This is a genomic window from Paraburkholderia sp. RL17-347-BIC-D (genome assembly GCF_046027915.1).
In the GTDB taxonomy this organism is placed as follows: domain Bacteria; phylum Pseudomonadota; class Gammaproteobacteria; order Burkholderiales; family Burkholderiaceae; genus Paraburkholderia.
In genome coordinates, this window is record NZ_JARESS010000001.1 from 162050 (window position 1) to 178952 (window position 16903).

Genomic DNA, 16903 nt, shown 5'->3' on the forward strand with positions numbered 1-16903 from the left:
ATGCGTTGGCGCCATGTCGCACGACCGTGAGTTCGTGAGCGGTCTCGCTAATCGCACCATCGAAATGATGACCGATGACGCAGCGGCTTCGGCGCCAACTAAGAAGGCTTCCTGTTGAATCAGGGTGTGCAGCAAGACTGACGCATCGCGGGGCCGCTACCCGCCGCACTACTGCGCGGGCGGCTGACCCGACGATAGGATTGTGCTCAACTTCGTGCCGCCGATGGACTCGCAACCCGGTGGCTTAGGCTCCGTCCACTGCACGGCAACGCCGCGCACTACCGGGCGGACCATGCGCCACGGCCAGAAGCCGAAACGCTGCGATCCGGTGTACTCGACGATCGCGTCCGCTCCGCGCACCTGGGCGTACTCAGCCATCTTGGGCAGGATGTCCTCGACGCTGCCGTAGGTGCCCTTGCCGATCTTCAGATCTTTGATGATCCTGTATTTCTGGCTCGCGGGCGGGAGATGTGCGAAGAAGCAGAAGTCACCGAGACCGCCTGGGAGATTAACCGCCGAGTGTGGCGCTGCCGTGGTGTTGAGTTCGGTCTCAGATGTGGCTTCCGCCGAAGACTCAGCCGCATGCGTGGGACTTGCCGTGATGCCGATAGCAAGCAATGCGGCAATCAGCCGAAGTTCGGAGTGTCGTGTGGGGTTCATGGTTGGTCTCAACGATGCGCGCGCCGGAGGGCGGCACTTTCTTATGAAGTCGGATAGTAAGCGAGCGAAGCGCTGCTGGCTACCCGATTCCGTGGTTTATACGTCGCCGCGTCTGCACGTACGCTAGGCTTCTGAGACTGCCACGGCCCGAGGAGCCACTGTTCGCCGCATCACGTTGCACCGCAAAGCCCGCTTCTTCGAAGCGGGCTTTTTTCATGGCACGCGCCTCGCGCATCGGCCTTCCCCACGGCGCTGGTTAGAATAGAAGACCATTCCGGAGACACCAGGGACCGACCATCATGAAGACCTACGAGCAACTCTATATCGACGGCAAGTGGATCGCACCGTGCGGCACCGGCACGATCGACGTGATCGACTCGGGCACGGAAGAGATCATGGGCCGCATCCCTGAAGGCGTCGAGGCCGATGCCGAAAGCGCGATCGCCGCGGCCCGCGTGGCGTTCGACGGCTGGGCCGCGACGCCCGCCGCCGAGCGCGGCGAATATCTGCGCAAGATCGCCGCGAACCTGAAAGCGCGCACCGACGAACTGGCCGGCTTGATCGCGGGCGAAGTCGGCATGCCGCTGAAGCTCGCGCGCGCCATTCAGGTGGGCGGCCCCGTCTACAACTGGGGCGCGTACGCGAAGCTTGCGAGCGAATTCCAGTATGAGGAACGCGTCGGCAATTCGCTGGTGGTGCGCGAACCGGTCGGCGTGGTGGCGGCGATCACGCCGTGGAACTATCCGCTCAACCAGGTCACGCTAAAGGTCGCGGCCGCGCTCGCCGCAGGTTGCACGGTGGTGCTCAAGCCGTCGGAGATTGCGCCGCTGAATGCGTTCGTGCTGGCCGAGGCGATCCACGAAGCCGGGCTGCCGGCCGGCGTGTTCAATCTCGTGAGCGGTTATGGACCGGTGGTGGGCGAGGTGCTGGCGAGCCATCCGTCGGTCGATATGGTCTCGTTCACCGGCTCGACTCGCGCCGGCAAACGTGTGTCCGAACTGGCTTCGGCGACGGTCAAGCGCGTGGCGCTCGAACTCGGCGGCAAGTCGGCGTCGGTGATTCTCGACGATGCGGATTTTGCCGCGGCGGTGAAAGGCACGGTCAGCGCGTGCTTCCTGAACTCCGGGCAAACCTGTTCGGCGCATACGCGCATGCTGGTGCCCGAATCGCGCTACGACGAAGCACGCGCGCTGGCGAAGCAGGCCGCCGAGGCCTACGTCGCCGGCGATCCGCGCAATGAAACGACACGTCTCGGCCCGTTGGCGTCGGCGGCGCAACAGGCGCGCGTGCAGCAGTACATCGCGAAGGGGATCGAGGAGGGCGCCGATCTGGTGACGGGCGGCGCGGGCTTGCCTGATGGACTATCGAAAGGCTTCTTCGTCAAGCCGACCGTGTTCGGCCGCGTGCATCCCAAGGCGACGATCGCGCAAGAAGAAATCTTCGGCCCGGTGCTGTCGATTCTGACCTATAAGGACGAAGAGGAAGCCGTTCGGATCGCCAACGATTCGCCGTATGGTCTCGGCGGCGCGGTATGGGCCGGCAGCGACGAGCGTGCCGCCGGCGTCGCTCGGCGGATTCGAACCGGTCAGGTCGATATCAACGGCGGCACGTGGAACATGGCCGCGCCGTTCGGCGGTTTCAAGCAGTCGGGTTTCGGCCGCGAAAACGGGGTCTACGGACTCGAAGAGTATCTCGAACTCAAGTCCATGCAGTTCAAGGCGTGATTCAGCTGACCGACGTCAACCGAAGAGCACACATGACCTGGACATTCGCCGGCTCATTGACCTGAAGCAACGCAGACTGCGCCCGACCGACGATTATCAGCGTTTCGATAATCCGCCATCGGGCCAGTCATGCTCACCTCTCATTCCTTTCCACCGCTCGTCATTCGCGGCCGCTCGTTATTGCCGATCGTGCAAGGCGGCATGGGCGTCGGCATCTCGGCGCACCGCCTGGCCGGCAGTGTCGCCCGTGAAGGCGCGCTCGGCACCATCGCCAGTATCGACTTGCGGCATCATCATCGCGATCTGATCGAACGTTGCCGCGAGTCGCCCGATCGGGCCACGCTGGAAGAAGCCAATCTCACCGCGCTGGCCCGCGAAATCCACGCCGCCAAAGCACTGAGCGAAGGCCGCGGCATGATCGCCGTCAACGTGATGAAAGCGCTCAGCGCGCAAGCCGACTACGTGCGCGTCGCGTGCGAGCGCGGCGCCGACGCGATCGTCATGGGCGCGGGCCTGCCGCTCGATCTGCCGGACATGACCCAAGGCCATGACATCGCGCTGATTCCGATTCTGTCGGACAGTCGCGGCGTTGCGCTGGTGCTGAAGAAGTGGATGAAAAAAGGCCGTTTGCCCGACGCGGTGGTGATCGAACATCCGGCGCATGCGGGCGGCCATCTCGGCGTCAACAACCTGGCCGATCAACATGATCGACGCTTCGATTTCTTCCGCATCCTCGAAGAACTCGACACGGTCTTCACCTCGCTCGGCCTGAACCGTCAGGACGTGCCCTTGATCGTTGCGGGCGGCATCAATAGTCACGAAGCCGTCAGTAAGTTGCTGAGCGCGGGCGCTAGCGGCGTGCAGCTCGGCACGCCGTTCGCCGTCACCGAGGAAGGCGACGCGCATCCGAACTTCAAGCGCGTGCTGGCCGAAGCCACGCCGGAGGACATCGTCGAATTCGTCAGCGTGACGGGACTGCCCGCGCGCGCCGTGAAAACGCCATGGCTGATGCGCTATTTGCGCCACGAAACGAAGATCCGCGAAAAAGTCGGCGCGCTCAAACACGTCTGTCCGACCGCGCTCGAATGCCTCAGCGCGTGCGGCTGGCGCGACGGTATCGAGAAGTTCGGCCACTTCTGCATCGACACACGGCTCGCGGCGGCGTTGCGCGGCGATGTGGCAAATGGTCTGTTCTTCCGCGGCCGCGAAGCGTTGCCGTTCGGCACGGCGATTCGCAGCGTGCACGACCTGCTCGAACTGCTGCTCACAGGCGCGACGCGACCGGCTGTCGCAGGGCGCAGGGCATTCTCGCTGGGTTGATACGCGTCAACCCGCCGCGCGACGAGAACTTCGACAATCCCCGCACGCAAACAAACAAAGCGGGGAAGCACATGAAGTACTCATCCAGAAACAGAATCAGAACAGCCGTCATCGCTTCGAGCTTGCTGTTCGCGGGCGCGCTCGCGCCGCAAGCGCATGCCGCCGGCGACGACACGATGAGCGGCATTCACGCCGGCGACGTGCTGGTGCGTCTGCGCGCGATCAGCATCATGCCGAACGTGAGCACGACCGGATCGCTGACCACGCTCAACGTGGGTGTGAACAACGCGATCGTGCCGGAGCTGGATCTGACGTACATGATCCGTGACTACCTCGGCGTCGAGCTGATTCTCGGCACGTCGCGGCATCAAGTGACTTCGAGCCTCGGCGGTCTTGGCGGCGTGAATGTGTTGCCGCCCACGCTGCTGCTGCAATATCACTTCAACCACGCGGGGCGGATTCGTCCGTATGTCGGCGCGGGTCTCAACTACACGCTGTTCTATAACAACGGCCTGAACGCGGGCGGCCAGCCGATCTCGATCACCAATCACAGTTGGGGGCCGGCGTTGCAGGCGGGCGTCGACGTGCAAGTCACCAAGTCGTTGTTCGTCAACGCGGATATCAAGAAGATCTGGATGCACACGGATGCTTCGCTCGGCGGTCAGGCGCTCGGCCGCTTGAGCATCGATCCGGTGGTGGTTGGGTTGGGTGTCGGGATGCGGTTCTGATTGTCACGCGTTGCTTGCGCGCTTGATCAGCCGTAGTCGCCATGCAGGAACGCCGAGGCGCGGTTCGCGCCTCGGCGTTTTCTTTCAGGTTTCAAGTTTGAGCGCGACCCGAGCGCAACCATGCGACCAGGGAATGTGGGAATGCAATCCTACAGCTTGTCGTTCGCAAAGCGCATCGCCGAGCCTTCTTGCTCGATGCGAACCCACACGGCGCGCTTTTCCTCGTCGCTCAGGAAAACCCAGTTGGACACCTCGGTGGCAGTGCGGCCGCAGCCTTTGCAGACGTCGTCGAACAGCGTGGAACAGACGCCGATGCACGGGCTGTCGGGAAGATCGTGGAGATTCGAGGCCATCGGAAACCTTGGGGCGGAGAAGCGAAGTTCCGCTATGTTAACCGATGCGCGCGATGCGCCTCGCCATACGCGACCGGCATGGCCGCGGTTCGCGCACGGTTGGCAGCATCCGTCGCACGTTTTGCCGCATGTTTCGGCACACGGTAGCGCCCGCTCGTATCAGCGCGCGATGCTGTAGCCGATCCGCGCCATCCAGTGCTGACGGTTGTTGTAGTCGAGCAGGTCCTCGCCGTAGCCGTTGAAATAGCCTACCCAGAGATAGCCGCCCCACGCGCTGCCCAGCAGTTTGGCGAGCGGGTAGGTGAATTGGGTATCGATGCTGCCGTACCAGTGCTTGGTGCCTTTGCGCAGCGTGGTCGCCAGTTGCCAGCCGTCCGGACTGCCGTATTTGACCAGCAAGTCGACGTAGCCGCGATAGTCGGCGATATCGGGGTTGCTGCTCGTGCCGAGGTAGTAGTAGATCTTCGGCGACACGCTCAGGTGGTTGGCCGTCAGATCGCCGAATTCCCAGGTCGGCCGGATGAATGGCATATTGATGCTGCGCGAGTCCGCTCCGGCCTTGCCATTCGATTCGTGCGCGACGCCCGCCGCAAAACCCATGCGAGTGAAGAACGGGCTCTGCCAGCCGGTATCCGGCACGTAGTAGAACAATTGCGGCGAGTAGGTCGTGTCGCGGAACGGGCGCGAATCGGCGGACAGATCCCAGATCGAAGTTTGCGTGTACGCGAAGTACAGGTTGTCGAGGAAGGCCTTCGAGCGCAAATCGTCCGGTATCAGGATGCGGTATTTGAAGCTCAATTGCAGCCGCGCGTTCGTGTCGCCGTTGTGACCGAAGGCGATGTACATCGGATCGTAATAGGAGAGGTGCGAGAGCACACCGCGTCCCGTGGTCGCGAGCGAGTCGCCGGGCGGCGAGATCGCGTCGCCGGTCGGGCCGCCTACCACGGCTGCCGTCGCCGCGGCTTCAGCGGGTGTGGTCGCCTGGGTTTCCGCGCGTTCCGCCTCGGCAATCGCGTCCTGCTGCGGTCCGCGATTGATCGCGACGAGCGCCGGCGACGCATCGAAACCCACCGGGTCGATGCGCACCTCGCCACGCGCCGACTGCGGCCAGGGCGCCGAGAAACGCACTTTGCGGAATTGTCCCGGGCGCAGATGCAACGTGTCCGGCACGCCCGCTTCGCGCTGCAAATCGAGCGGCTGTGGTGACACTTCGCCGGCGCTCAGCGTCACGCGAATGGTCGGCGGGACGGTGATGGTCAGGGGCTTGGCGTCGTCGGCGGAGTAGAGCAGCGTGATCTGCAACGGCTCGTTGGCCGCGGCCACGCGAGCAGGTTGCAGCATCGCGACCGTTGCGCGCGCCTCGCCGGACAGCACAGCGCAGACCACGAGCGTGGCGAGCGGCGTGACGCGGGAGAAGCGCGCGATGAGTTGACGAATCTGAGGGAAGGCGTTGCGGGCAAGGCGGTCGATCGAGGCGTCAAAGCGCATGGGGCTGTCGTCCTGGAGCAAGGGCAGCGAGCGAAACGGACGCGGCAGCCATCGAAAGACGACACGTGCAAGGCACACCGGACCGATCGCGCGGAAGCGCTGAAGGGCGCAAAAAATGGGCACAAAAACGGCTGCCGCAAGAAACCCGGCAGCCGAGATGGAAACAGGCCGCACGGCCGGCACGCCGCAGCAGCGGGCAGCGTCGCCGGTCATGGCGAGATACTCAGAGAATACTTACAAAGTCACTTCATTGACAGCCTGGTCGAGAAACGGTCTTTCAGCTGCCGATCGTCAGTTGCCACAACAATGCGCCGTTGAGCATGATGATGAACGCGGCGGACAGCCACGCGAGCACGAGCGGCGCGCCGCGCACGCGCCAGCCGCGCATTAGCTCCGCGTCCGACGTGAAGCGGATCAACGGCACGACCGCGAGCGGCAATTGCAGGCTCAGCACCACCTGGCTTGCCACCAGCAACTGATTGGAACCGTGCTGGCCGAATAGCGCGACCGCGAAGAGCGCCGGTCCGATCGCCAGCCCGCGGGTCAGCAGGGCGCGCTTCCAGCGCGGCAGCCGGATGCGCAGAAAGCCTTCCATGACTGCCTGGCCGGCCAGCGTGCCGGTGACGGTCGCGCTCAGTCCGCAGGCGAGCAGCGCCGCCGCGAACAGGATGCCGGCCCAATGCGTGCCGACGAGCGGCGCGATCAGGCGATGGGCATCCGCGAGATCGGTCACGTCACGATGGCCGCTCACATAGAACACGGCGGCGGCCACGATCAGCAGCGCCGCGTTGATCACGAAAGCAAACGAAAGCGAGCCGAAGGTATCCAGATTGACGACGTGCAGCGCGACCTTGATCTGCGCGTCGCTGCCGTCCGGCGCGTGATGCTTGACGAGCGCCGAGTGCAGATAGAGGTTGTGCGGCATCACCGTCGCGCCGACGATGCCCGCCGCGAGCCACACCATGCCCGCATTGCGCAGCAACTCGACGCTCGGCACGCTGCCGGCGAGCGCCGCGTGCCAGTCCGGGCGCGCCAGTGCAAGCTGGACCACGAAGCACAGGCCGACGAAGCCGATCAGCGCCGCGATCACCGCTTCCAGTTTGCGGCCGCCTTTCTGCTGGAGCGCGAGCAGCGCGAAGGTGCAGACCGCCGACATCAGCACCCCGACCGTGAGCGACACGCCAAGTAGCATTTGCAATGCGACGGCGCTACCGACCACCTCGGCGACATCGCACGCGATGATCGCAACCTCGCTGGTCAGCCACAGGAAAAGGGTGCCGCGTCGGCCCGTGCGTTCGCGGCAGACCTGCGCGAGATCGCGCCCGGTCACGACGCCCAGGCGCGACGACAGCCATTGCAGCAGCATTGCCATCAGGCTCGACAGCAGCACCATTCCGAGCAGGCGATAGCCGTAGCCGGCGCCGGCGCCGAGCGCGGTCGCCCAGTTGCCCGGATCGATATAGCCGACCGCGATCAACGCGCCCGCGCCGACGAACGAGAACCAGTGCGGCGGACGTGCCGGCCGATCGCCCGGCAGACGCCGGCGGCGGTTGGGACGCAATGCGAACGGATTCGTGTTCATCGATGCCTGAGGTTCAAGACTGCATCCTCTTGCAAGCCACGTGCCCGCTGCGTGTGCGGCGGGCGGCGCGTCGAGGCCAGGAAGCGATAACGCGATTTGCGGCGCGCTGTCGTTCGGCCTTCGAGAGCCTTCGAGAGCTATTGTGCACTGTCGAACGCTTCGCGGCTTGAGTGCGCTTCGACCTTAGCCGTCCGGCATAAAAGTCACGCCATGCGGCCATCGGTCACCACCGTTTGCGCGAGCGAGGCACACCCTACATGGCGTCAACTTGACAACAAGATAACAGCGCGGCCGTTACGGGTGTTTTTTTCGGGTAGACACGCGCGCATAACCCGCTAAAATTGCGGCCAATTTTCCAGCGGTGCGGCTTGCGCTGTACCGTTTGCGCGACAGCCTGGCAATTTTTTTGGAGCGCGCAATAATTGATGGTACTTTTCGGGTTTTTCAGGGGAGCCGCGGGCGCAGTGCCGCGGCGTAGGTGGGGACGGTCGGCAACGGGCCGGTCAGGATTGGAGAACGGAATGAAAAGACGGGTAGTGGGGCAGGTGGCGGCGCTGGTCTTGTGCGCGACGCCGTGGTTGACGGCTGCTGCGAAAGACACGCAGCTCAACGTGTATAACTGGTCCGATTACATCGCCAAGGACACCATCCCGAACTTCACCAGGCAGACCGGCGTCCAGGTCAAATACGACAACTACGACAGCGACGACACGCTGCAAGCCAAGCTCCTCACCGGCAATTCCGGCTACGACATCGTCGTGCCGACCAGCAACTATGCCGGCAAGCAGATTGCCGCCGGCATCTTCGCGCCGCTCGACAAATCTAAGCTGCCGAACCTGAAGTACCTCGATCCTTCGCTGATGGCGCTCGTCGCCGGCGCCGATCCGGGCAACAAGTTCACGGTGCCCTGGGCATACGGCACCACCGGCCTTGGCTACAACGTCACCAAGGCGCAGCAGATTCTCGGCAAGAACGTGCCGCTCGATAGCTGGGACGTCCTCTTCAAGCCGGAAAACATTTCGAAGCTGAAGGCTTGCGGCGTCTCCGTGCTCGACGCGCCGGACCAGATGTTCGCCGCCGCGCTGCACTACATCGGCAAGGATCCGATGAGCACGAACCCGGCCGACTACCGCGCCGCGCTCGAGATGATGAAGAAGATCCGCCCGTACATCACGCAGTTCAACTCGTCGGGCTATATCAACGACCTGGTCGGCGGCGACGTGTGTTTCGCGTACGGCTGGTCGGGCGACGTCGTGATCGCCAAGCATCGCGCGGTCGAAGCGAAGAAGTCTTACAAGGTCGAGTATTACATTCCGAAGGGCGGCGCGCCGGTGTGGTTCGACGTGATGGCGATTCCGAAGGACGCGAAGAACAAGGAAGCCGCGCTCGAGTGGATCAACTACATCGAAACGCCGCAGGTTCACGCCGCGATCACCAACGCCGTCTACTACCCGAGCGCCAACCTCGAAGCGCGCAAGTACGTGGACAAGGACGTGGCGAACGATCCGGCCGTGTATCCGCCGCCTGACGTCATCAAGACCCTGTTCCTGCTCAAGCCGTTGCCGCCGGAAATCCAGCGGCTGCAAACGCGGCTGTGGACTGAATTCAAGTCCGGCCGCTGACCCGCGGCCAGTGTGAACGGGTAAGCATCATCATGAAGCCCTCGGTGTTCACCGGGGGCTTTGTTCGTCAAACGCCGGAGTAAAGCATTGTGATGAGTAGTGACCAGTCGGGCGCGCTGGCCGGGGCCGTCGCGCCGTCCCCGAGCCTGAACGCCGTTACAGACGACGCCACGGAGAACTTCGTCCAGGTCGTCGATGTCGTGAAGAAGTTCGGCGAGACCGTGGCGGTCAAAGGGGTCAATCTGTCGGTGAAGAAGGGCGAGCTGTTCGCGCTGCTCGGCAGTTCCGGCTGCGGCAAGTCCACTTTGTTGCGCATGATGGCCGGACTCGAAAGCGTGACCTCGGGCAAGATCTTGATCGACGGTGAAGACCTCGCGCAATTGCCGCCGTACCGCCGGCCGGTCAACATGATGTTCCAGTCGTACGCGCTGTTTCCGCACATGACGGTGGAGGGAAATGTCGCCTTTGGTCTGAAGCAGGAAGGTGTGCCGAAGGCCGAACTGAAGGATCGCGTGCAGACCGTGCTCGAACTCGTGCAGATGGGCCGCTTCGCGAAGCGTAAGCCGAATCAGCTCTCGGGCGGCCAGCAGCAGCGCGTGGCGCTCGCGCGTTCGCTGGTCAAGCGGCCCAAGCTGCTGCTGCTCGACGAGCCGATGTCCGCGCTCGACAAGCAGATCCGTCAGCGCACCCAGATCGAACTGGTCAACATTCTCGACAAGGTCGGCGTGACCTGCATGATGGTGACGCACGATCAGGAAGAGGCGATGACGATGGCGAACCGCCTTGCCGTGATGAGCGAAGGCGAGATCGTTCAGCTCGGCACGCCGCACGAAGTGTACGAGTATCCGAATAGCCGTTTCTCGGCCGAGTTCATCGGCTCGACGAATCTGTTCGAAGGCCATACCGTCGAAGACGAGCCCGATCATGTGTTCATCGAAACGCCCGACCTGCCGTGCCGTTTGTATGTGAGCCACGGCATCACCGGTCCGCTCGGCATGCCGGTGACGATTTCGGTGCGCCCCGAGCGTATCGCGCTCACGCGCAAACCGCCTGAAGGCGCGTACAACTGGGGCAAGGGCGTTGTCACGAATATCGCGTACATGGGCGGCTATTCGCTCTATCACGTGAAACTCGACGCCGGCAAAACCGTGATCGCCAACGTCACGAGCCTCGCGCTGACCGAGATCGATCCGCCTACGTGGGGCGATGAAGTGTACGTGCGCTGGAGCGCATCGGCCGGCGTGGTGCTGACGTCATGAAGCGCTCGTTCAATTCTTTCGCCACGTGGCCGGTGCGGCGTTTCAATCTGACCGGCCGCACCGCGGTGGTGGCCGGTCCGTTCATCTGGCTGCTGCTGTTCTTCCTCGTGCCGTTCCTGCTGGTCGTCAAGATCAGCTTTGCCGATTTGCAGCTCGGCATTCCGCCCTACACGGAGCTGACCAAATTCGCGGACGGCGCGATTCACATCACGCTCGACCTGTCGCATTACGCGTTTCTGCTGACCGACAGCCTCTATTTCGCGACCTACGTGAATTCCGTGGTGGTCGCCGCGATCTCGACGCTGTTTTGTTTGCTGATCGGCTATCCGATGGCGTATTACATCGCGCGATCGAATCCGGCCAGCCGCAATCTGCTGATGATGGCCGTGATGCTGCCGTTCTGGACGTCGTTTCTGATTCGCGTGTATGCGTGGATCGGGATTCTGAAGAACAACGGCTTGCTGAATAACTTCCTGATGTCGATCGGGCTGATTCACACGCCGATCGAGCTGTATCACACGAATACCGCCGTCTATATCGGCATGGTCTATTCGTATCTGCCATTCCTCGTCATGCCGTTGTACGCGCATCTGGTGAAGATGGACATGACGCTGCTGGAAGCCGCCTACGATCTCGGCGCGAAACCGTGGAAGGCGTTCTGGCAGATCACCTTGCCGCTCTCGAAGAACGGCATTATCGCCGGTTGTTTGCTGGTGTTCATTCCGGCGGTGGGCGAGTACGTGATTCCCGAATTGCTGGGTGGCGCGAACACGTTGATGATCGGCCGCGTGATGTGGAATGAGTTCTTCGACAATGCCGATTGGCCGATGGCGTCCGCCGTGACGTGCGCAATGGTGTTGTTGTTATTGGTGCCGATGGCGTTTTTCCAGTACGCGCAGGCGAAGGCGATGGAGGAAAGGCGCTGATGAAGCCGAACCGGATTTTGCAGTTGATTGCCCTGGGGATCGGGTTTCTGTTTCTTTATATACCGATCGTCAGTCTGATTGTGTATTCGTTCAACGAATCGCAACTGGTCACGGTGTGGACGCGGTTTTCTACGCGCTGGTATGCGGCGTTGTTGCAGGATGACGAGCTGATCGCGGCGGCGTGGTTGTCGTTGCGGGTGGCGCTGTTGACGGCGTTTGCGTCGGTGATCATCGGCACGTGGGCCGGCTTCGTGCTCGCGCGGATGGGGCGGTTTCGCGGCTTCACGTTGTATACGGGGATGATCAATGCGCCGTTGGTGATTCCCGAGGTGATTCAGGGGATTTCGCTGCTGCTGCTGTTCATCGAAATGGCCAAGTGGTTGGGGTGGCCCGCCGGGCGTGGCATTTTCACGATCTGGATCGGGCATGTGATGCTGTGTATTTCTTATGTGGCGATCATCGTGCAGTCGCGGGTGAAGGAGTTGCATCCTTCGCTTGAAGAGGCGGCGCTGGATCTTGGGGCCACGCCGTTGCGGGTGTTTTTCTTTATTACGTTGCCGTTGATTTCTCAAGCGCTCGTTTCCGGGTGGTTGCTGTCGTTTACTCTGTCGATCGATGATCTGGTGTTGTCGGCGTTCTTGTCGGGGCCTGGGTCGACTACTTTGCCGCTGGTGGTTTTTTCCCGCGTGCGGTTGGGGTTGAATCCGGAGATGAATGCTTTGGCTACTTTGTTTATTGCGGTGGTCACAGTTGGGGTTGTGGTCGCTAACTATTTTATGCAGCGGGCGGAGAGGAAGCGGGCGGTGATGGCGGTTTGAATTTTTTGGTTTTTTATTGGGGTTGGTCTTGTGGTGTTGGCCTTCCTTCAATTCATGTCGGTCTATTAGCGTTGCCCCGCACGGGGGCAACGTTGGGGGAAACCCTCCTTTTTTCTAACCTGCGATTCGTGCGATTCGTGCGATTCGACAACCTCGCGCAAAGCATCTGGTCAGAAAACTCTCACCCCTGCCTTAGACGGTTCCCCATGCTTATGTTTTCGATCAATCATTCGCCTGGTTATGCGAAATACCTATCTATTTAATCGGTTTGACCAATTTTTACGGTGATCCTATATACGCCTAACGAAAGTCAATTTGATAATGGAAACGTCAAATTTGAGCAAGGTAAAGCGTATGAGGGCATGCGAAGGCCTATTGGTGCAAGTCAGTCCAGGGAGGGGCCGTGTATAACCCCAGCCAGTCACGCACCCTGAGCGTGTCGTGCGAGGCGTTCCCGGTTGATCGCGGTGTGCCGGTCCTGTCTCCCGTGCGGCTACGGGGTACGGAGGCGCTTGGCAAGCTGTACAGGTACACGCTGGACATGGCGACAACGTACACGCCGGGGCTTTCCCAGTACAACACCAGGTTTCAGATCGTCCCCGCCAGGCTGGTCGGCAAGGACATCACCATCTCGATCGAGTTCGACGGGAAGGGAACATTCATTCCGGGGATGCCCGGCGATAGCGGCGCCGGTAATGTCGGAGCGGGCGTCAGGACGATTTCCGGGATCATCGCCAGAGTCGAGATGACCGGTGTCGATGATCGCCACACGTACTACCGCCTTGTCGTGCGTCCCGCCCTGTGGCTGACCACAAAGACCTCGCGCAGTCGCATATTCCAGAACAGGAGCGTGCTGGATATCACGCGGGACGTGCTGCGCGAGCACCCGGTCCTGTTTGATGTGAAGGTGTCGGCCCACGGACTGGAGAAAGGCTACCCGCAACGCGACTTCGTCCGGCAGATGTGGGAATCTGACTTCCATTTCCTGACCAGGCTATGGCGCGAATGGGGGATTTACTACTTTCAGGATAACAACAGGCTGGTGTTATGCGACGGACCCGGTGTCCACGAGCCGCACAGGAATGCCTATGACTCGATCCGCTATCACGCGCGCGAGGGTGGGCGCATCGATGAGGAAACCATCTACAGACTGAAGGCGTCGCGCAGGGTCACGGCGGCCAGAGTGACCGTAGTCGATTACGACTATACGCGTGGAGCGCAGAAGTTCGTCGAGGAACATGATGCGTTCGGGGAACTGCACAAGGCCGAGGAACGCCACTGGGGCGACTACTCGCAGCCCCTTGCCGGCGCAACGGGTCTGTCGGGCCAGCCGAACGACTATCAGGAGGAAGCGTACTATCTCGCGGGCGTGCGCGCGCATGCGCTTTACTCGCGCAACGAACGTCTCAGGGGGCGGGGCAACCTGCTCGGCCTGAAAACCGGCAGGACATTCTTTCTCACGGATCACCCGGAGTCAGATGTCAATGCCGAGTACCTGGTGGTGTCGACCACGCTCGATATCCGCAACGTGAGCGAGACGACGATATCGGGTAAGACACCAGGTGCGGGCCAGTACCAGTGCGTGACTGACTTCGTGCTGCAGTCGCCGAACCGGTTCTTCAGGAACAGGCCGAAGAAGAAGCCCCGCTGTTACGCCGAAACGGCCGTGGTGGTCGGTCCCAAGGACCAGACGACCTGGGTCGATGCGTACGGCCGGGTCAAGATCTGCTACCTGTGGGACGTGGACAGGCCGAAGGACGAGAACGCGAGCTGCTGGGTACGCGTGTCCTCGCCGTGGCAGGGCAATTCGTTCGGCTCGATCTACGTGCCCCGTATTGGCCAGGAAGTGACGATCAATTACCACGAAGGCGACCCTGACAAGCCCTATATTGCCGACCGGATGGTCAACCGGTTCAGGCAGCCACCGTGGTTACTGCCAGCCAACTACGCACTGAGCGGCACGCGGACGCAGGACCTGAAAGGGTTCCAGGCCAACCAGATCGTCGCAGACGACACGCCCGGCAAACTTCAGGTACAGGTCAGCAGCGATTACGCGCAGTCACGGCTGATCGTCGGCTACAACACGCGCATCGACGGCAACAAGGGGCGCACGGAAGCGCGGGGTGAAGGCTGGGAACTGGCGACGGACGCATGGGGCGTGCTGCGCGCCAACAAGGGCTTGCTGGTTACCACCGAGACGCGATCAGGTGCCACCGCTCCGGTAAAGGACATGGGCGAGACGGTGCAACGGCTCACGCAGGCGCGCGAACAGCATGAGGACCTGGCGCAACTTGCGCGGCAGCACAAGGCGCAGGATGCTCGGGCGAGCCAGCGCGATGCAACGCAAACCATCAAGACGCAGAACGATGCAGTCAGGGGCGGCGCGCAAACCCATGACAATCCGTCGCCTGAAATGACCCGCCCGGACCTGCTGCTAGCGAGCGCAGCAGGGCTGGCGACAACAGCGGCGGACAGCACGCACCAAGCCAGCATGAACGATCACGCAATCACGGCAGGCCGCGACTACAGCCTGTCGGCGGGGCGGTCGTATCACGCCTCGGTGCGAGGCTCGATCTCGCTGTTCGCCTACCAGGACGGCATGAAGTTCATGTCGGCTAGAGGCCGGATTGACATGCAGGCACAGGGTGACGAGATGGGGCTCGCTGCGCTGAAAGACCTCACCATCACCAGCACCGACGGGAAGATCGTTATCTCGGCATCGAAGGAAGTGTGGATCGGCGCGGGTGGTTCGTATATCCAGATCAACGGCAGCGGCATCGTCAACGGCTCACCGGGGCCAATCCTGGAGAAAGGCGCGTCGTGGGACGTACCGGGACCCGATGCGAAGCGGGTGCCAATGCCATTTTTGCCTTCTTCTGATGAAGAAGTTATCGAACAAAGCTTTAGTTTACTGCGCGACGGGGTTACGCCCGTAGATGGATACCACTACGACCTTTACAGCGATGGGGATGATCTCCATATGCGCAAAGGGAAATATTCTGATGGCGAATCGGTGAAATTTTTAGGGCAATCGTCCCTGAAACTTGTTACATGGATTGCGCGAGACTCAGCGAGGAAAGATGCATGACCGATTCCAATCCTTTGAGTACACCACAACCGGCAAGTGGAGCGACACCCCCAAGTGCGCCAGCTGCGGCACAACCAATCGATGCCCAGACTAGGCAACTTGCAGCGATGGCTTATGGAGAGGCATCTTTGCAGGACAACGCCGATGAAATGATGGCTATTGCTAGCGTGCTTAAACGACAACGCGACGCCCGTGGTTATTCCGACATGGCTACGTTTGTAAATAACGAACCGTCGTTTTCGTTCGTGGTCAGTGATGGTAATGCACGATACAACGGGCTGATGAAGGCGACGAATGACAAAATAGCCAGCAATCCAGCGATGCAGGCCGCGATCGCTGCGGCACGCAATGCGCTAGCCGGGGGCCCGGATAAATCGAATGGTGCTTATTTTTGGGACGGTGCCGATATCAGAACAAATTATTCCCATCATTTCAAGGTAAGGCAGGGGATCAAGATTACTGACCCCAGTCATAACATCTACGACATCAAAGATTCGACCCACCTCGTAATTCTGTATAAGACCACGAAGATAAAGAACAAGAAAACACACAAAGTGACAATTAAGAAAGAAGAAATAGGACGCTACGATCACGTCTACGACTCGACGGCTGGCGTGGGCGGCACGATCTTCTGGAAATTTGATCGGCAATACATAGACACTACGGGCGCGAAGGAATACAAATGAACAGAGTCGCCTTTGCTGCGCTGATGAGTCTCATCGTGTCTGGCGTGAGCTGCGCTGCTCAGCCAGATAAAAATATAGTGAAAAGTTGTCTTCGGGCGCAGGCTATCGTTCCCTCTGTCACTATCGAAAGGCTCAACACTGAAGAGATTATGAGAGAGGAAAAATACGCCAATGGCTTCGATGCACTCTATATGTTCGAATATCGTGGTTCCGATGTTGGTTACGCGGAGAATAAAGACGACCAAGCATTGATCTACTTGGACAAACTCTACCGACTATCCAAGGCGATACCGTTGGGCGATAATCATGACATCAAACCTGGCGCATTCAATCCAGCGTTGGCGCAATGGATTATTGCAAAGGGTAAGAATAAAAAATATTTATGCGTAAGTTTTAATTTTGATGGCCTGGGGCGGAGCGGAGGTTTTCAAAATGTCCACGGCGGGTATTTATTGGATACGACGACGAAATTTTTGTATTTCGTCGTGAGAGATATCCGAAAGTGATATATCAATCTGGTTCCAATAAGCATTAATTGATGACCGATCTTATCCGACTCGGTGACACCAGCAACCACGGCGGCGAAGTCGTCACCGCCTCTCAAACTATGCGTTATGCCGGGCGGTGCGTGGCCCGCGAGGGGGACCTC

At 60.9% G+C, this 16903-nt stretch carries 14 protein-coding genes and 1 pseudogene; 11 read left to right on the plus strand and 4 right to left on the minus strand.

Features of this window, described 5'->3' with window-relative positions:
* Positions 1-168 precede the first annotated feature (168 nt).
* On the minus strand, positions 169-660 hold the full coding sequence (locus P0D96_RS00825) for a hypothetical protein (protein WP_408310822.1): 492 nt from the start codon (positions 658-660) through the stop codon (positions 169-171).
* 299 nt (positions 661-959) lie between these two features.
* Here P0D96_RS00825 and P0D96_RS00830 point away from each other — a divergent pair, with 299 nt between their 5' ends.
* The 3 genes from P0D96_RS00830 (at position 960) to P0D96_RS00840 (ending at position 4432) form a co-directional block, all read left to right on the plus strand.
* Positions 960-2384, plus strand: a complete 1425-nt coding sequence (locus tag P0D96_RS00830; RefSeq protein ID WP_132374185.1) for an aldehyde dehydrogenase family protein — start codon at positions 960-962, stop codon at positions 2382-2384.
* A gap of 129 nt (positions 2385-2513) precedes the next feature.
* Complete coding sequence (locus P0D96_RS00835) at positions 2514-3704, plus strand: NAD(P)H-dependent flavin oxidoreductase (protein WP_408310826.1); 1191 nt, start codon at positions 2514-2516, stop codon at positions 3702-3704.
* A gap of 71 nt (positions 3705-3775) precedes the next feature.
* Complete coding sequence (locus tag P0D96_RS00840) at positions 3776-4432, plus strand: OmpW/AlkL family protein (RefSeq protein ID WP_132374187.1); 657 nt, start codon at positions 3776-3778, stop codon at positions 4430-4432.
* 149 nt (positions 4433-4581) lie between these two features.
* Here the strand turns inward: P0D96_RS00840 and P0D96_RS00845 are convergent, their stop codons facing one another.
* The 3 genes from P0D96_RS00845 to P0D96_RS00855 all read right to left on the minus strand — a co-directional run bounded on the left by P0D96_RS00845 (position 4582) and on the right by P0D96_RS00855 (position 7855).
* A complete protein-coding gene (locus P0D96_RS00845) occupies positions 4582-4785 on the minus strand; it encodes a DUF1289 domain-containing protein (RefSeq protein WP_132374188.1) in 204 nt (67 codons plus the stop codon).
* A gap of 159 nt (positions 4786-4944) precedes the next feature.
* Entirely contained in the window at positions 4945-6273 is a 1329-nt protein-coding gene (locus tag P0D96_RS00850; protein ID WP_408310828.1) for a phospholipase A, read from the minus strand.
* 277 nt (positions 6274-6550) lie between these two features.
* On the minus strand, positions 6551-7855 hold the full coding sequence (locus P0D96_RS00855; protein WP_408310831.1) for an Nramp family divalent metal transporter: 1305 nt from the start codon (positions 7853-7855) through the stop codon (positions 6551-6553).
* A gap of 521 nt (positions 7856-8376) precedes the next feature.
* On the opposite strand from P0D96_RS00855, the gene P0D96_RS00860 reads away from it, so the two are divergent.
* From P0D96_RS00860 to P0D96_RS00895, 8 genes and pseudogenes are all read left to right on the plus strand, one after another.
* A complete protein-coding gene (locus P0D96_RS00860) occupies positions 8377-9477 on the plus strand; it encodes a polyamine ABC transporter substrate-binding protein (protein WP_132374191.1) in 1101 nt (366 codons plus the stop codon).
* A 92-nt stretch (positions 9478-9569) separates the two neighbouring features.
* On the plus strand, positions 9570-10736 hold the full coding sequence (locus P0D96_RS00865; RefSeq protein ID WP_165923829.1) for an ABC transporter ATP-binding protein: 1167 nt from the start codon (positions 9570-9572) through the stop codon (positions 10734-10736).
* On the plus strand, positions 10733-11662 hold the full coding sequence (locus P0D96_RS00870; RefSeq protein ID WP_408176150.1) for an ABC transporter permease subunit: 930 nt from the start codon (positions 10733-10735) through the stop codon (positions 11660-11662). The genes P0D96_RS00865 and P0D96_RS00870 overlap by 4 nt, the downstream gene beginning before the upstream one ends.
* A complete protein-coding gene (locus P0D96_RS00875; protein WP_132374193.1) occupies positions 11662-12480 on the plus strand; it encodes an ABC transporter permease subunit in 819 nt (272 codons plus the stop codon). Before P0D96_RS00870 ends, P0D96_RS00875 begins: the two co-directional genes overlap by 1 nt.
* A 403-nt stretch (positions 12481-12883) precedes the next feature.
* Positions 12884-15568: a type VI secretion system Vgr family protein gene (locus P0D96_RS00880; RefSeq protein ID WP_408310834.1), complete on the plus strand. Its 2685-nt coding sequence runs from the start codon at positions 12884-12886 to the stop codon at positions 15566-15568.
* Positions 15565-16254, plus strand: coding sequence for a hypothetical protein (locus P0D96_RS00885; RefSeq protein ID WP_408310836.1), 690 nt, complete (start codon positions 15565-15567; stop codon positions 16252-16254). Before P0D96_RS00880 ends, P0D96_RS00885 begins: the two co-directional genes overlap by 4 nt.
* Positions 16251-16760: a hypothetical protein gene (locus P0D96_RS00890; RefSeq protein WP_408310839.1), complete on the plus strand. Its 510-nt coding sequence runs from the start codon at positions 16251-16253 to the stop codon at positions 16758-16760. The genes P0D96_RS00885 and P0D96_RS00890 overlap by 4 nt, the downstream gene beginning before the upstream one ends.
* 32 nt (positions 16761-16792) lie before the next feature.
* Positions 16793-16903 (plus strand): annotated as a pseudogene (locus P0D96_RS00895) (PAAR domain-containing protein); the annotation flags it as partial.

Bases quoted from the DNA above. Each gene is read 5' to 3' on its own strand.
- P0D96_RS00825 (WP_408310822.1), bottom strand. From the start codon at position 660: ATGAACCCCACACGACACTCCGAACTTCGGCTGATTGCCGCATTGCTT.
- P0D96_RS00830 (WP_132374185.1), top strand. From the start codon at position 960: ATGAAGACCTACGAGCAACTCTATATCGACGGCAAGTGGATCGCACCG.
- P0D96_RS00835 (WP_408310826.1), top strand. From the start codon at position 2,514: ATGCTCACCTCTCATTCCTTTCCACCGCTCGTCATTCGCGGCCGCTCG.
- P0D96_RS00840 (WP_132374187.1), top strand. From the start codon at position 3,776: ATGAAGTACTCATCCAGAAACAGAATCAGAACAGCCGTCATCGCTTCG.
- P0D96_RS00845 (WP_132374188.1), bottom strand. From the start codon at position 4,785: ATGGCCTCGAATCTCCACGATCTTCCCGACAGCCCGTGCATCGGCGTC.
- P0D96_RS00850 (WP_408310828.1), bottom strand. From the start codon at position 6,273: ATGCGCTTTGACGCCTCGATCGACCGCCTTGCCCGCAACGCCTTCCCT.
- P0D96_RS00855 (WP_408310831.1), bottom strand. From the start codon at position 7,855: ATGAACACGAATCCGTTCGCATTGCGTCCCAACCGCCGCCGGCGTCTG.
- P0D96_RS00860 (WP_132374191.1), top strand. From the start codon at position 8,377: ATGAAAAGACGGGTAGTGGGGCAGGTGGCGGCGCTGGTCTTGTGCGCG.
- P0D96_RS00865 (WP_165923829.1), top strand. From the start codon at position 9,570: ATGAGTAGTGACCAGTCGGGCGCGCTGGCCGGGGCCGTCGCGCCGTCC.
- P0D96_RS00870 (WP_408176150.1), top strand. From the start codon at position 10,733: ATGAAGCGCTCGTTCAATTCTTTCGCCACGTGGCCGGTGCGGCGTTTC.
- P0D96_RS00875 (WP_132374193.1), top strand. From the start codon at position 11,662: ATGAAGCCGAACCGGATTTTGCAGTTGATTGCCCTGGGGATCGGGTTT.
- P0D96_RS00885 (WP_408310836.1), top strand. From the start codon at position 15,565: ATGACCGATTCCAATCCTTTGAGTACACCACAACCGGCAAGTGGAGCG.
- P0D96_RS00890 (WP_408310839.1), top strand. From the start codon at position 16,251: ATGAACAGAGTCGCCTTTGCTGCGCTGATGAGTCTCATCGTGTCTGGC.